The sequence below is a fragment of the Paenibacillus sp. SN-8-1 genome (assembly GCF_050995535.1).
Classification (GTDB): Bacteria; Bacillota; Bacilli; order Paenibacillales; family Paenibacillaceae; genus Fontibacillus.
In genome coordinates this window covers 2,360,440-2,374,422 of record NZ_CP194782.1, presented here as the reverse complement: position 1 = coordinate 2,374,422, position 13,983 = coordinate 2,360,440, and the positions used below count along the sequence as shown (strand labels likewise).

Annotated in this window: 16 protein-coding genes; 10 read left to right on the top strand and 6 right to left on the bottom strand. The window is 45.3% G+C overall.

Features of this window, described 5'->3' with window-relative positions; all coding sequences use genetic code 11:
• Positions 1-139 precede the first annotated feature (139 nt).
• The 4 genes from ACRRNK_RS11325 to ACRRNK_RS11310 form a co-directional block, all read right to left on the bottom strand.
• Positions 140-898: an HAD family hydrolase gene (locus ACRRNK_RS11325; RefSeq protein ID WP_433942860.1), complete on the bottom strand. Its 759-nt coding sequence runs from the start codon at positions 896-898 to the stop codon at positions 140-142.
• A 28-nt stretch (positions 899-926) separates the two neighbouring features.
• Positions 927-1,964 (bottom strand): zinc-dependent alcohol dehydrogenase, encoded by a 1,038-nt coding sequence (locus ACRRNK_RS11320; protein WP_433942859.1) that lies wholly within the window; start codon positions 1,962-1,964, stop codon positions 927-929.
• A gap of 21 nt (positions 1,965-1,985) precedes the next feature.
• Complete coding sequence (locus ACRRNK_RS11315; protein WP_433942858.1) at positions 1,986-3,224, bottom strand: aspartate aminotransferase family protein; 1,239 nt, start codon at positions 3,222-3,224, stop codon at positions 1,986-1,988.
• A 111-nt stretch (positions 3,225-3,335) separates the two neighbouring features.
• Complete coding sequence (locus ACRRNK_RS11310; RefSeq protein ID WP_433942857.1) at positions 3,336-4,544, bottom strand: MFS transporter; 1,209 nt, start codon at positions 4,542-4,544, stop codon at positions 3,336-3,338.
• A gap of 501 nt (positions 4,545-5,045) precedes the next feature.
• On the opposite strand from ACRRNK_RS11310, the gene ACRRNK_RS11305 reads away from it, so the two are divergent.
• Entirely contained in the window at positions 5,046-5,681 is a 636-nt protein-coding gene (locus tag ACRRNK_RS11305) for a hypothetical protein (RefSeq protein ID WP_433942856.1), read from the top strand.
• A gap of 113 nt (positions 5,682-5,794) precedes the next feature.
• Here the strand turns inward: ACRRNK_RS11305 and ACRRNK_RS11300 are convergent, their stop codons facing one another.
• Positions 5,795-6,493, bottom strand: a complete 699-nt coding sequence (locus ACRRNK_RS11300) for a Crp/Fnr family transcriptional regulator (RefSeq protein ID WP_433942855.1) — start codon at positions 6,491-6,493, stop codon at positions 5,795-5,797.
• Between the two features lie 181 nt (positions 6,494-6,674).
• Between ACRRNK_RS11300 and ACRRNK_RS11295 the strand changes: the two genes are divergently transcribed.
• The 4 genes from ACRRNK_RS11295 (at position 6,675) to ACRRNK_RS11280 (ending at position 8,071) form a co-directional block, all read left to right on the top strand.
• Positions 6,675-6,884, top strand: coding sequence for a 4-vinyl reductase (locus ACRRNK_RS11295; RefSeq protein WP_433942854.1), 210 nt, complete (start codon positions 6,675-6,677; stop codon positions 6,882-6,884).
• Between the two features lie 27 nt (positions 6,885-6,911).
• Positions 6,912-7,178, top strand: a complete 267-nt coding sequence (locus tag ACRRNK_RS11290) for an amino acid decarboxylase (RefSeq protein ID WP_433942853.1) — start codon at positions 6,912-6,914, stop codon at positions 7,176-7,178.
• 12 nt (positions 7,179-7,190) lie between these two features.
• Positions 7,191-7,532 (top strand): cupin domain-containing protein, encoded by a 342-nt coding sequence (locus tag ACRRNK_RS11285; protein ID WP_433942852.1) that lies wholly within the window; start codon positions 7,191-7,193, stop codon positions 7,530-7,532.
• A gap of 107 nt (positions 7,533-7,639) precedes the next feature.
• Entirely contained in the window at positions 7,640-8,071 is a 432-nt protein-coding gene (locus tag ACRRNK_RS11280; RefSeq protein ID WP_433942851.1) for a VOC family protein, read from the top strand.
• A 265-nt stretch (positions 8,072-8,336) separates the two neighbouring features.
• Here ACRRNK_RS11280 and ACRRNK_RS11275 read toward each other — a convergent pair whose 3' ends face one another.
• Complete coding sequence (locus ACRRNK_RS11275) at positions 8,337-8,738, bottom strand: DinB family protein (RefSeq protein ID WP_433942850.1); 402 nt, start codon at positions 8,736-8,738, stop codon at positions 8,337-8,339.
• 169 nt (positions 8,739-8,907) lie between these two features.
• Between ACRRNK_RS11275 and ACRRNK_RS11270 the strand changes: the two genes are divergently transcribed.
• The 5 genes from ACRRNK_RS11270 (at position 8,908) to ACRRNK_RS11250 (ending at position 13,856) form a co-directional block, all read left to right on the top strand.
• Complete coding sequence (locus tag ACRRNK_RS11270) at positions 8,908-9,927, top strand: ROK family protein (protein ID WP_433942849.1); 1,020 nt, start codon at positions 8,908-8,910, stop codon at positions 9,925-9,927.
• Between the two features lie 35 nt (positions 9,928-9,962).
• On the top strand, positions 9,963-11,210 hold the full coding sequence (locus ACRRNK_RS11265) for an MFS transporter (RefSeq protein WP_433942848.1): 1,248 nt from the start codon (positions 9,963-9,965) through the stop codon (positions 11,208-11,210).
• Positions 11,211-11,484: 274 nt separating this feature from the next.
• The gene (locus ACRRNK_RS11260; protein ID WP_433946870.1) at positions 11,485-12,924 is read left to right on the top strand and encodes an amino acid ABC transporter substrate-binding protein/permease; all 1,440 of its coding nucleotides are present in this window, start codon (positions 11,485-11,487) and stop codon (positions 12,922-12,924) included.
• Positions 12,917-13,651, top strand: a complete 735-nt coding sequence (locus ACRRNK_RS11255; protein WP_433942847.1) for an amino acid ABC transporter ATP-binding protein — start codon at positions 12,917-12,919, stop codon at positions 13,649-13,651. The genes ACRRNK_RS11260 and ACRRNK_RS11255 overlap by 8 nt, the downstream gene beginning before the upstream one ends.
• Before the next feature lie 76 nt (positions 13,652-13,727).
• On the top strand, positions 13,728-13,856 hold the full coding sequence (locus ACRRNK_RS11250) for a DUF6254 family protein (protein ID WP_433942846.1): 129 nt from the start codon (positions 13,728-13,730) through the stop codon (positions 13,854-13,856).
• Positions 13,857-13,983 lie beyond the last annotated feature (127 nt).

Genomic DNA, 13,983 nt, shown 5'->3' with positions numbered 1-13,983 from the left:
GATATATAAAAGGCACGCCAAAAATGGTGTGCCTTTTTGCTTGGGGCGTTAGATTGATTAAATTAATTGAAATCAGCTCTACTAGAAAGGAACTGCCCTTCTCGATCTGAGAGGGCAGTTCCTTTCCTGTCTTATGAGCCTAGAGATTTGAAGGTGCAGTCACAAGAGTGTTAGATTCTGCCGTGCCAATAGAATGTGAACGAACCGGGAGCGTATTTCTTAGAGCCAATAGCTGTTCATACCCTGAAATTTGCAGATCGGCTAAGGATAAATCCTGACTACCTGAGCCCGGATTGTTGTATCCGATGCAGCGCATTCCTGCACTTTTGGCTGCTTTCACACCATTACGTGAATCCTCAATGACAAGGCAGTCTGAGGGCTCAACGCCAAGCAGTTTGGCAGCATGAAGAAAGATATCAGGTGCTGGCTTCCCATTAGCGACTTCCTCACCTGATACCCTGACGCTGAAATAGCGGCCAAGGCCAGTCGTGTTCATAATCAGATCAATCAATATTTTGGGTGAAGAGGAGGCGACGGCTATAGGAACCTGCTTTTCGGCAAGCCAATCCAACCAGGCTTCGAGATGAGGCATAGGTCTGAGGTTGGTGTGGTTTTCCATGGTCTTCATGACGTTGGCTTTATGGTAAGTTAGGACTTGTTCCAAGGTGTGATTCAGCTGATGCTTGTCCAGAACACGCTGCCACATGGTCTCCAACGTAACACCTACATAGCTATGATGTTCTTGTTCGTCTGGGTAGGCGCCAAAATGAGCGAAGGAGGCACGCTCGATATCAAAATATATGGGTTCGCTATCAACGAGTACACCGTCCATATCAAATATGACAGCCTCTATTGAATCCTGGGTCCAATTGTGTTCATCTGTTGACTTCAAACTCATCTCTCCCTTAACAGTGAAATAGATTACCTTAGCTGGATTGTAAAATAACTTTAATTGCCTGGGAAGATGGGTTGAGGGTTTTTTCGTTCAAATCACAGCCTAAGGCGGAGAAGGCTTCAATATATTGATCTAACGGGTAAGTATGAGTAATAATTTTTTGGGCAGGAACAATATGCTGCTCAATCATGTAATGCGCGGTAGAGAAGGTGCCAAGTGAATCTATGGAACCGATAATTTTAAGACTCCGGTCCACAATCTCTTTTGGATTAAAGCTACTTATCCCGTCTCTTAAGCCTACAAGCATTAGATAACCACCATGTGCAAGATTGGCTAGGACCTGGGTGCCGACAACACCTGTCGTGTCAACGATAAGGTCAACCTGATGATTGGAAGGAGCCAGAGCCTCAATAGCTGACTCGAAGGATTCATGGGTCTGCCAGCGTTCAGGGGTAATAGAACTTGCCATTTTCAGGCGATCTCTTGAAATATCAACAATGCTCCCAGTAACGCCTTTGGAAGCAAGGGCATAACTGTACAGCATACCGATCGGTCCTGCACCCAGCACAATTGTTCTGAAATTAGGGAGAAGCTGAATTTGGTTAATTCCAGTCAGAATACAGCTCAGCGGCTCGGTTAACGTAGCTTCCTCATAGGTGACATGGTCCGCTAATTTATATAGAAACCGATCTTCAGTAATATAATAATCGGTAAAGGTACCATCCGCGCTAACACCAGTTTCAGTAACTGCCTTGTGCAAGCAGTGGTTTTGCCGGCCGGTTCTGCACATCTCGCAGTGACCGCAGTAGTAGGTAGGATCAATGACGACCCGGTCACCTGGCTTAAGGGTACTTACAGCGCTGCCGATACTTACTACTTCTCCCGCAGACTCGTGGCCCAGGATAATTGAAGATGATGCGTGGTATCTTCCGCTAACAATGCCGAGATCTGTGCCGCATACCCCAGTGGCATGAATACGTACCAATACCTGATTATCTCTTGTGATTTCTGGTACGGGTCTCTCCTCAAGAGCAACGTCCCAGGCAGATTTATACACTAGTGCAAGCATGATTATAACCTCCTCGTTCAGTTAACCTACGCTTTGTAGAACAGCATCCAGTCGATTCACAATTTGAGCGATTTCATCTTCAGTAACGGTAAGTGAAGGTCTTACTTTCACTACATTTCCAAAACCATATCTAGATCCTCTAAGTATAAGATGCTGATCAGAGAAAGCCCGATCAATAATAGCATTCGCCTTTGCCACATCAGGGGCTCCATCCCGATCCACAATTTCAAGACCCCACATAAGTCCAACGCCACGGGCTTCACCGATGGTTGGATATTTTGTTGTGAGTTCAGCCAGCATGTCTCCTAGAATTTCGCCCTTCAATTTGACTTCATCCAGAAAGCCCGGCTCGGATACGACCTCCATAGTGGACTTGGCTGCGGTAACTGAAATGAGATTGCTGCCTGAGGTGAAGGAGTGCTCATGCTTCTCAAGAACATTTAGACGGGATTGCATAAGAACCGCAGCCACCGGCACTCCAATTCCCCCCAAACCCTTAGCAAGGGTAATGATATCTGGCTTGATATCGAACAATTCACTGGCGAACATATAGCCTGTCCGGCCAATGCCGGTCTGAACCTCATCGGCGATGAGAATCATGTTATGTTCATCACACAGCTTGCGAAGACGCTGGAAATAACCATCAGGAGGAATAATATTGCCTCCATTTCCGAGAATAGGTTCAATAATCATACAAGCGATGGAGCCGGAGCTTGCGTATTCAATTTGATCGGATATAGCTTCTATACATTGAAACCCGCAATTGGGTTGTGAAGAGTTAAAAGGGCATCGATAGCAGTAGGGAGCAGGTACATGCAGTGAATTGGGAACTGCGGAATTTGGGAATTTCCGGCGCCGGAAGGCATTACCCGAGATTCCGGTTGCGAACTGGGTTTGGCCATGATGAGAGAGGAATAAGCTTATAATATCCGTAGCTCCGGTATACTTCTGGGCAATCTTGGTCGCACATTCATTCGCAGTAGACCCGGTAATATCTCTCATCCAGCCAGCGTCGATCCAATTGGGTGCGTATTCTACAAGGTGTGCCAGAACTTCGTACACATAAGGCTCGGTAAATGTAGATGACATATGTGTTAGATTCTCAACTTGTTCCTGTACCTTCTGGACAACATGGGGGTGATTATAGCCTAACGAAAGATTGAAAGTTCCGGATACTCCGTCCAAATATTCTACACCTGAATCGTCGATTAACCGGATTCCTTTGCCAAATCTGAACCGGTCTTTAGTTAATGTCTGCATAATCATCCCTCCAAAATTCAGTTTGATAAACTGCCCGGCTAAGGGCTGAGATTAGCTCACTTCGGCTAACTTCGGCATCACCTCCCTAAATGACTGAGTTTTACGCTGACCTTATATTTCGTTTCTTTGCTGCATAACTTGATTGCCCATACGACTGTTCCCCAGACTCCATTGATGAGAGAACCCGATTGCCACAAGCATAATCAGGGTGAATCCGGCCAAAATCCAAAGGGAATAGGTAACCGGCAATTCCGTCATACTCCATCCGATAACATATTGTAGAATCGCTCCCCCAATGCCGCCCGAAGCAATCAGTATACTGGTTGTGTTCTCGGTCATTCCTGGGATAAGTGAGTTGGCGTAGACCAGAGCGATAGCGAACAGCCCGGACATGAAGATTCCAATCCCGAAAATCAGCAGGTAGGTAGCCCATTCACTTGAGTTTAGTGCCATAGCAATGATTAACAAGAGTGAGCCTAGAGTACTCCAGAACAAAAATGGAAGGTATCTGACCGACTCTGCAACTCTGCCTACGAATAGGCGGCCAATGACCATAGCGATCCATAAGAAAGTCACGCTTAAAGAGGCAAAAGACGTAGGAATATGTATCGTCTCGATTAATATGGACGGCAGGAAGTTCATGAACCCAAGCTCAAGACCCATATACACGAAGAAGAAAACTACAAATATAGATAACAGCCGGACTTGTCTGCCTGTATAGCGAGTTTTGGTTACCGGCATGACGGAATCCGTTTGGTTCTGTGTGTGGAGGCTCTTTGAGCTGGCAGCAGGCATTGTAAGCCACATGAGGACTAAGATTAAAGTTATAGCGGAGATCGTGAAGAAAGTGTACTGCCATACCCCGTATGTGATGCACAAACTTACAACAGCAGGAATGAGTAGAGCGCCTATCCCGAAAAACACATCCAATTTTGACATTGCCACGGCTTTACCTTCTTCAGCATATTCAATCGTAAATGCGCCAATGGAAGATTCAATAATACCTGAGCCGAACCCGACGAGTAGGGTCATCATGATGATCCACAACCAGGATGGCAGAAATCCCATGACAAGACAGGCGGCAACAATACTGCAGAGCGCAATCAACAGCATAATCTTCCTTCCAATGCGGGATGACATCACTGGTGAGGCGATTACGCCTACCAGAAAACCGAGAAATTGCAGGAACAACAAGGTCCCGCCATCACTGTATCCCCGGCCATAGTGGGATAACAACTCAGGTAACAGTGAGCCCATAACAACACTGGTAATTCCAATTAACAAGTAAAAACCACAGCTAAGCGCAAAAATCCGTTTCAATGATTCGCTCCTCCTTGGCTATACTTAAACGTTTTCTGTAGAATTGATTTTGTACACGATAACAATTTATACCAGTTTTACCGAAAAGTATATAGTTTTATGTAAATTTTTTACCTTTTTATAGTAAAAAATGTAATTAAAAATTTTGATTTACATTATTTTCAATAGGATGGTGTGTCATATTTCTATATGTAAGCATTAAAAAAGCTGCAAACCCTAAGGGGGTGGCAGCCACGGATTTGCGTATTACATGAACAAACGGATTTTTTCGTTAATCCTACGTCTCCTGATATCCACTAAACTATGAAATATAATTATTTGGAAAAATAGTAATTGTTGGAATTTTGTATATATGTTAAAGTTTGTTTGTTTGATGTAAAGGTTAGTATGTCCCATGCTGATACCACGGCAAAATGGTACAAGCATAAAGGCATGGAGGTATACGCACAGACGGTTCAAATTCCAGAAGGTAGCTAATATAGATATAGAACGAGGAAAATTATGAGAAAATTAACGGTATTGACACTCTTGACGTGTGTAATGCTGTCAGGATGCGGTACAGGTGAAAAGCAGTCAAATCATGACATTGCAAGTAAAGTGAACATCCCGGCCTCAACGGTCACTGCATCACAACCCGTCACTCCATCAGTGCCAAAGGGGGATATCATGAACAGTCGCTCAAATTATATGAGTAAAGAGGGACTTCAAATATTCACGACCCCACCTACTGAGGGCCCGGCAAAAGTAGCTTGGGACTATATTAGATTACTGGGTGAGCAAAAATATGATGAGGCCTTATTACTTCTTGATGGGTCTGATACAAAGGATAACATGAAAATTTGGGCGGAATTTGGTTCAAAACTGAATGATCCCTACTTGATAGAAGTCATTGGTTCAAGCTTTGTGCGATGGACGGATTTTACTGATATTGCATTCAAAGAAACTGAGGATAACGGAGCTATTGAATATAAGATTATCTATTTAGAGGTTAATTTGAAATTGCGTGGTAAATTGACCGAGGAGCAGAATGCATTTCGCAATGGCCTTAATAGATTTGCTATCCATGTTGTCAAGTATAAAGAAAATGGCCCGTGGCGAATTTCCTTACTTGGTGGCGCTCCTCCGCTGGAAAAGTAACGAACCTCTATTAATCATGAACCTTGTTACATCACGGATCTTCATTTAGATGGATTTACTCTAATGAGTGATTCAGGCTGTCGAGAAAGTCTCGACAGCCTTTTTTCTTCCCACTATTGCGTGGAAAGCTCTATCAAACGGTCTGGATCAAGAATTTGAATAGTACGCTGATTCATAGCAATTATGCCGTCACTTACCCACTGAGTCAGTTTTCGGCTGAGTGTCTCGGGAGAGGTGCCGATCATCGCGGACAGCTCTTTTTTTGCCGCCGGAAGGATCACCTGGTGTCCCTTCGGATCTTGTTTTCTCCAATAGTAGACGATCATCATCGCAAGCCGCTGCTCCACATCCATCATGTGCATCGCGCCTGCCCATTCATCCGCTTGCTGCAGCTGCTCACTCACCGAAATTAAGAAGCTATAAGTAAGCTGAGGATGACTCTCGAGCAAAGGCCTGAAATCATCCTTGTGAAGGCGGCATATTACTGAAGATTCAAGCACCTCAGCGGAAGCATAGTGCTGTTTATCCTGAAGCAGCGCGAATTGACCGAAGAAATCACCCGGAAAGAGGAAGCGTAGAATATGCTCTCTCCCGTTGTCCGCGATTTTGGTAAGCTTCACGAGCCCTTGGCTCAGAACGTACAGACATTCCGACCGATCTCCCTCACGGAACACATAGCTTCCTTTAGTCAAAGGGGCGGATTGGGCGATTGAGGTTAAGAGCTTCTTCTGATCCAGACTTAACTTCTGGAATACGTGGACATGATGAATGCAAGATACAGAGTCTTCACAGCATACAGCCACTTGACACATAATCAAGCACCTCCTAGCAATTCGGATTGTTATAATCTCAGCGTACTCCTAAATCAATTTGCTCCACGTGACAGAGGTCACATGCTTTCACAGAAACTTGATCTGGATCAAGGAATCTATCTACAGTACATGGCAATATAAGACTTGTAGAGAACAGGTTGGCAAGGAGGGAGAGAGCAACATGGATTCATTCACATTTGAAGATATGGGATCGATTCAAAGAGAGTATCTGGGGAATCAAGTACCACTCGAGTTATTGGTCTGTGATCTGGAGGGCGCCATCATGGAAGGGGCCTTAACGCGGATGTGGAACAAAAGGGTGAGTGTGAAGGAAACCAAGTGTAATGTACACGGCCACTCCCATTGTGAGTACGAAATTCGTTACAAATGATCGTTGAAGAGCAGGAGGGAATTACGTATGCTGGACATAAAGTACAATGGACAAATTGCTGTGATCGATCTCAGGAATAACATTCTGAGGGGAGAGCACCCCAGACACGAAGTTATAGAATTCGCCATGAAGGCGGCTGTAGGTACAATTCTGGAGCTGCATATCCCCCATCCCGCGAAGCCGCTGGCTAACGCCCTGGAGGAAATCGGCTATCCCTCGGTGATTCATCAACTAGGACCGGAACATTTCCGAATGATGTGCGTGATCTTGAACAAGAATACAGTTGAACTATAGGAGGAATCAGAAATGGAAAAGAAAACTTTAGCTGATTATACGGAGTACCGCAGCGAGTCGTTCACCAAGAAAATCCTGTTCAAACAAGGTGAAAATGTAGTGTTCATGCTTCACTTCATGCCAGGTCAGTCTCTGCCTGCCCACAAGCATCCCGGAGCCGATGTTTATATTCTCGTTGTGGAGGGCAGTGGGGCGATGACAATGGATGACAAAGTGGTTCAAGTAGCTAAAACGGATGTAATCCGCGTTGACGGCGGGGAGCTATTCGCTTATTCCAATACAGGAAGCGAGCCTTCAAGTCTATATGTAGTTCTGACCAAAATCCCAGATGAACGGTATGCTAAGGATGTATAACCAGTAAGTTGTAATGGTAGCTGGGTGCTTGCACCTCTATGGAAAATACAGTAAAATGATATAGGAATGTCTGTTCTGTATTCCAAATAATTCAGAAGAGGTGCGGTATGATCGTAGGAATGTATCCTTATCTAGTAACGAATGGTAATGGACAAGAAGCTGTGAAATTTTATGAAGCTGCTCTAGACGCCCAAGTGCTGTCAGTACAGACTTTTGGGGATATGCCTGACAATCCAGAGCATCCTACACCGCCGGAAGCTAAGAACCTTGTGCTGAACGCACATCTGAAGGTAGGCAATACGGATCTCATGCTGTCTGATAACTTCCCGGGACAACCATATCAGCTTGGTTCACAAGTTACGATCGCATTAACTCTTAACGATGCCAAGAAGGCCGAAGAAGTCTTCAACAAGCTACAGGACGGTGGCCAGGTTATTATGGCGCTGCAAGAAACATTCTGGAGTCCGTTGTATGGGCAATTAACCGATAAGTTCGGTGTAACTTGGCAGGTATCCACATTAGGTTCCGATAGCCAATAAATATTGAAGTACTAAGCTGCCTAGGCAGCTTTTTTATTTCTTAATGTTGATGTTCAGACAAAATATAGCCGCCCCAGAAGAGGGCGGTTCTTTATGCTATCATTTCCAGATAGCTTAATGAGAATAGAGCAGCTACCGCGGGTGGAGACTGCTCCATGTTGGGTTGAGCTTGTTCTAATACTTTGCACAAGTCGCGAGGTACTATAACAGCTGTTTAATGGCTTTAATCGCTGCAAAATGCATGCCTTCATGATACAAACAAAAACTAAGGCGTTTCCTTAACTTTTGATATTTCAAGACCAGATGAAGTAACAATCGGTTTCACGAGTTCATCTTCCAGACATTGCCCCAAGGTTTGCTCGATCCGTTCGATTTGCTTAGATAGCAGTAGCAATATTTCATCCAAGCCTGGTACTTGCGTTCCCCAGTTTTCCGGCTTAGTGCCAGGGGCAAATAATTCTGCGAAATGCTCTGGTAGCTCCATTTTGTTATTCGTAAGTGCAAAAGAGAACTTCTCATGAACAAGAAGAATGTGCCCAAGGTTCCATAGAATATTGTTGTTGAATCCCCGTGGCACTTCGCGCGTTGCTTCCTCGCTCATCGCTTTAACCTGTTTTAACGTACAGTCTCGTACAAATCTCAATTGATTGAACAAGTAATGGCTCATTGTAATCCTCTCCTTTGGAAAATGGGCTATAAGAAAGTCCATATTTTAACATAGTCCACCTCACTTAAATTAAAAAAGGAAGCTTGCGCATAAAATTAATTTTTGCTACTATCACGGTAACTTATTTAAAGTGTTAATTAAGTTAATCCAGCCTAAAGGTGGTATAAATTTGAGTGATCTGACTACCCATCCTAAGGAGATTCAAAAGGCCATCCTTCGTGATATTCGTTTAAGACTTCTCGAGGTTGAAAGTGCGACCAAGGCGGAGCTTATGGAAAAGTTGGGAGTCAGCTTCCCGACAATAAGTAAATTTATGTCACAAATGGAGAAGGATGAGGAGATCATTCTTGCCGGTATGGATGAATCAAGCGGGGGGAGAAGAGCGAAGCGATATACATACAATCCCGAGTATAAGCTCGGTCTAGCCATCTTTCTGGAGAAGATGGAGACACACTATACGATCTTTAATTGCAAGGGTGAGATTAAGGAGCAGGGAATAACATCGAGTGTTCTGACAGAAGACCTGGACGGCCTGACGAATCAAGTTGGAGATATCATCTCAAGGTATCCAAAGATTCGTTCTGCCTCGATTGGAGTACCAGGGGTGGTTGATCATGGCCGCATTCTCTACATACCGGGCTATGAACAATTTCAGAATGTGGATGTTAAGAGTTATTTGGAAGAGAAGCTGCCGGTATCAGTCGTTGTTGAGAACGACATGAATGCTGCGGTTCTTGGATATCAATATACCAAGCGGCGTCAGGAGCAATCATCATTAATTTATCTGTATTTTGGTCAGAATGGCCCTGGATCAGGCATACTTATTAACGGTGAACTGGTGAGGGGGAGTACCTTTTTTTCCGGGGAAGTGTCCTTCATTCCATTGTATGACGATCGCAACTTTCAGCAAGCCATGAGTCTGGGTGGAGAACTGAGTCAGGAGCTGATTCAAAGTCAAAAGGTGGACGCGATCAGCCGATTGGTCGCTGCCTATACAGCCATCGTCAATCCTCATACCATCATTTTCTGTCAGGATGAGGTGAGCGGAGACATGCTCAGTCAGATTGCTGCTCGCACCGCAACTTACATTCCAGTGGAGAATCTGCCCGAACTTACGGCAAGTGACTGGACACAGGATTACTTATTTGGTCTGCAGACACTGGGAATAAGGAATATGGTATCACAGTAAATACTTAATTATAACGGTTAGAGGTGTGGAATACATTGGCTACTTTCTTCTTAATTATCATCTATTTGGCCTTCATCAGTTTGGGTCTGCCCGATTCCCTGTTGGGTTCGGCCTGGCCAGTCATGCGGCTCGATCTTAACGCACCACTTGAAACTGCGGGACTGTTATTTATGATTGTAGCGGCTGGGACAATTGTGTCCAGCCTGGTGAGTGGAGCTATTCTTCGGCGATTTGGTACGGGAAAGGTGACCCTAGTCAGCTGTGTGATGACAGCTGCGGCATTAACGGGTTTTGCTCTGTCTCCCTCGCTGATCTGGTTAACTTTGTGCGCCATTCCACTTGGATTAGGCGCCGGGGCCGTGGATGCGGGTCTGAACAATTATGTTGCGGCTCATTACAAAGCCCACCATATGAGCTGGCTGCATTGCTTCTGGGGAGTTGGGGCTACACTAGGTCCTGTTATTATGGCCCAGTTCATATCAGGACAGAGTTTGTGGAGGCAGGGTTACCTGACAGTTGCCGGGATTCAAGGAATTCTGGTTATTATCCTGTTTGTCTCGATTCCACTATGGGACCGTGTGGCCAGTAAGAGCCGGGCGGACTCCTTGGAACAGGAAGCGGGACGAATCGATGACAAGGAGGACGTTGACGAGGCAGTTACGAATTCTACGAAACCGCTTCAGATAAAAGGAGTCAAGCTGGCCATGGTTTCGTTCCTGCTGTACTGTGGTGTTGAAGCTACATTTGGCTTGTGGGGGAGCAGCTTTCTAGTGGGTCTCAAGAATTTGCCGGCGGCTGAGGCGGCAAGCTGGGTCTCCTTCTATTACGGAGGCATTACTGTTGGCCGGCTCATTACAGGCTTCATCACCTTTAAGGTTAGCAACCGTAACCTCATCCGCATGGGTCAAGTTACGACGCTCTTAGGAGGGATCATTCTAGTCCTGCCCTTGCCGGCTTCATTCTCATTAGCAGCATTTATGATTGTGGGACTGGGACTAGCTCCCATCTATCCGTGTATGCTGCATGAAACGCCCGTACGATTTGGGACCAAGCATTCCCAGACGATCATGGGCTATCAGATGGCGGTTGCCTATACAGGCAGTACGTTCATGCCCCCACTCCTGGGTCTTCTTGCTTCGGGCTGGAGCATTAGCGTCTTTCCTTATTATATCTTTATCTGTGCGGCAGCTATGCTCATGTTCTCCGAGAAATTAAACACTGTTCTGAGTAAGTCCTCTACTCGGAAGGTGGGTCTGAACAATATATCCAAACTTTCTAAATGAACTACTTAGGGTAAGATTATCAAGGTTCCCTGTCAAAGGAACCTTTTTTTCGTTGAAGAATTGGATTCGACTAATGTTAAACGCAAGATTTTGGAAATAGTAAATTGATCTGATATATGATATAAATTTTCGATAAGGCAGCATTTTATATCGTTAATCATTCCTGACAAAGCAGGAATGATACTGAATTTGTCAGTACCTGTTTAGCAAAGAATGATTATTGGGTAACATTCATAAGATGTGGATGAACAAGAGGAGGACTTAAATGAAAACAATGCGCACGTTCTTAATCTTTATGTCTTTGCTGTTCATATGTATCGCTGGACTACCATATGCGACAGTAACTGCTGAGGCAGCACCGGCCTCGGGCAAAACTTATCAAATTGGTACGGATACCACGTTTGCCCCATTTGAATTCCAGGATGTAAATGGCAAGTTCGTAGGAATTGACATGGAATTAATGGAAGAGATTGCCAAGGATCAGAATTTCAAGTTCGAGATCAAATCCCTGGGCTTTAACGCGGCTGTCCAGGCTTTGGAATCTCATCAGGTTGATGGTGTAATCGCCGGTATGAGTATTACGGAGGAACGCAAACAGAAATTTGACTTCTCAGACCCTTACTTTGATTCAGGTGTCATTATGGCAGTACGCGAAGACAATAATGACGTCACTAAGTATGAAGATCTGAAAGGGAAGAAGGTTGCCGTGAAGACGGGCACAGAGGGTTATACTTTCGCTGAATCCGTCGCTTCCAAGTATGGATTTACGATCGTACCATTTGATGATTCCGCTCAAATGTATGATGACGTAAAAACAGGTAACTCTGTTGCGTGCTTTGACGACTATCCGGTTCTTGCTTATGGTGTGAACCAAAAGAACGGATTGAAGACGGTTACCGATAAGGAGAAAGGTGCTTCCTACGGGTTCGCTGTAAGTAAAGGCATGAACAAGGAACTGCTTGAGAAGTTCAATGCCGGTTTAACTAATCTGCGCGCAAGCGGGGAATACCAGAAGATATTGGATAAGTACCTCGGCAAAAATGCGGCAAGTCCAGCGAATCAAAGCCGCTGGGGACTCATCCAGGATTCCTTGCCTTCTCTGTTGAAGGGACTGGGTAATACGCTGTTGTATACCATAGTTTCTCTATTCTTTGCATTTATTCTAGGATTAATTTTTGGCTTCATGAAGGTTGGACGGAACAAATGGTTAAGAGGCATCGCTACCGTATTTGTGGATTTGTTCCGGGGTATCCCGCTGATTGTACTCGCTTTCTTTATCTACTTCGGTATCCCGCAGGCTTTTGGCTTCACCATGCCGCTGTTCCTGGCTGCGATTCTAACGCTTAGTTTAAACGCCGGGGCATATGTGACGGAAATTATTCGCGGGGGAATCCAGTCCATTGACCGTGGGCAGATGGAGGCGGCAAGATCTCTGGGTCTGCCTTATCGGAAGGCCATGTTCAAAATTATTATTCCACAGGCCATCCGCGTCATGATCCCTGCATTCATCAACCAGCTGGTGATCACGCTGAAGGATACATCCATTCTGTCGGTAATTGGTCTAGTGGAGTTGACACAATCGGGTAAAATCGTCATCGCAAGAACCTTTGCCTCATTTGATATCTGGCTCGTTGTTGCCGTAATGTATCTTGTTGTCATTACAATTCTGACCAAAATTTCGAGCCGTCTGGAAGGAAAGGTGCGCCATGGGTAAAATTAAGGTAGAAGGTCTTAAGAAGAGCTATGGAGCCAATCAGGTTCTGAAAGGAATTGACATGGAGGTACGGGAGGGTGAGGTAGTCTGCGTCATCGGTCCCTCGGGTTCAGGCAAGAGTACCTTCCTTAGATGTATGAACCGATTGGAAGACATTACGGGCGGGACAGTAATCGTTGACAACCAGAATATTAACGATCCCAAGACGGACATTAATAAGGTTCGCGAGAATATCGGCATGGTGTTCCAGCATTTCAACCTGTTCCCGCATTTCAGCGTCCTTCGCAACATCATGTTCGCCCCGCTCGAGCTGGGCAAGCAGACCAAAGAGGAAGCTCGTGCCACGGCACTCAAGCTGCTAGACCGTGTAGGCTTATCGGATAAAGCGGATGCTTATCCAAGCCAGCTGTCCGGCGGTCAGAAACAGCGCGTGGCGATTGCGAGAGCCCTGGCGATGAATCCGGACATCATGCTGTTCGATGAGCCGACATCAGCCCTAGACCCTGAAATGGTCGGGGAGGTACTCGGCGTGATGAACGATTTGGCCCGCGAAGGTATGACCATGATGATCGTTACGCATGAAATGGGCTTCGCGCGTGAGGTAGCCGATCGCGTCATCTTTATGGATGGTGGCTATATTGTTGAGGAAGGTCCGCCAGAGCAAGTATTTGGCAGTCCGAAGCATGAGCGTACCATCAGCTTTTTGGAGAAAGTGCTGAAGGCGTAATGGAATGATTTCTACCCCAATGTAGAAAGCTAACCGTGTAGTATATTAAGCGCAAGCCCAAAGGAGGATCCCTGTAATGGCTGATCAGAAGCGAAGACAAGAAGCTGCCTGGAAGTCACGTAAGCAGCAAGTCCATCCCCATGGTAAAATCAAATCGCTGAAGGAATTATCCAGCGAGTATGATGCGGAACATACTACACATTAATATCGCTGCAATGCAAAGCGGCTGCCGATTTCACTCGGCAGCCGCTTTGTTTTTTGTTAAATCCATTCCATTTGGATATAGCTTGGTGTGAACGGGTTATCTTAATTATAGGGATACAATAATTTCC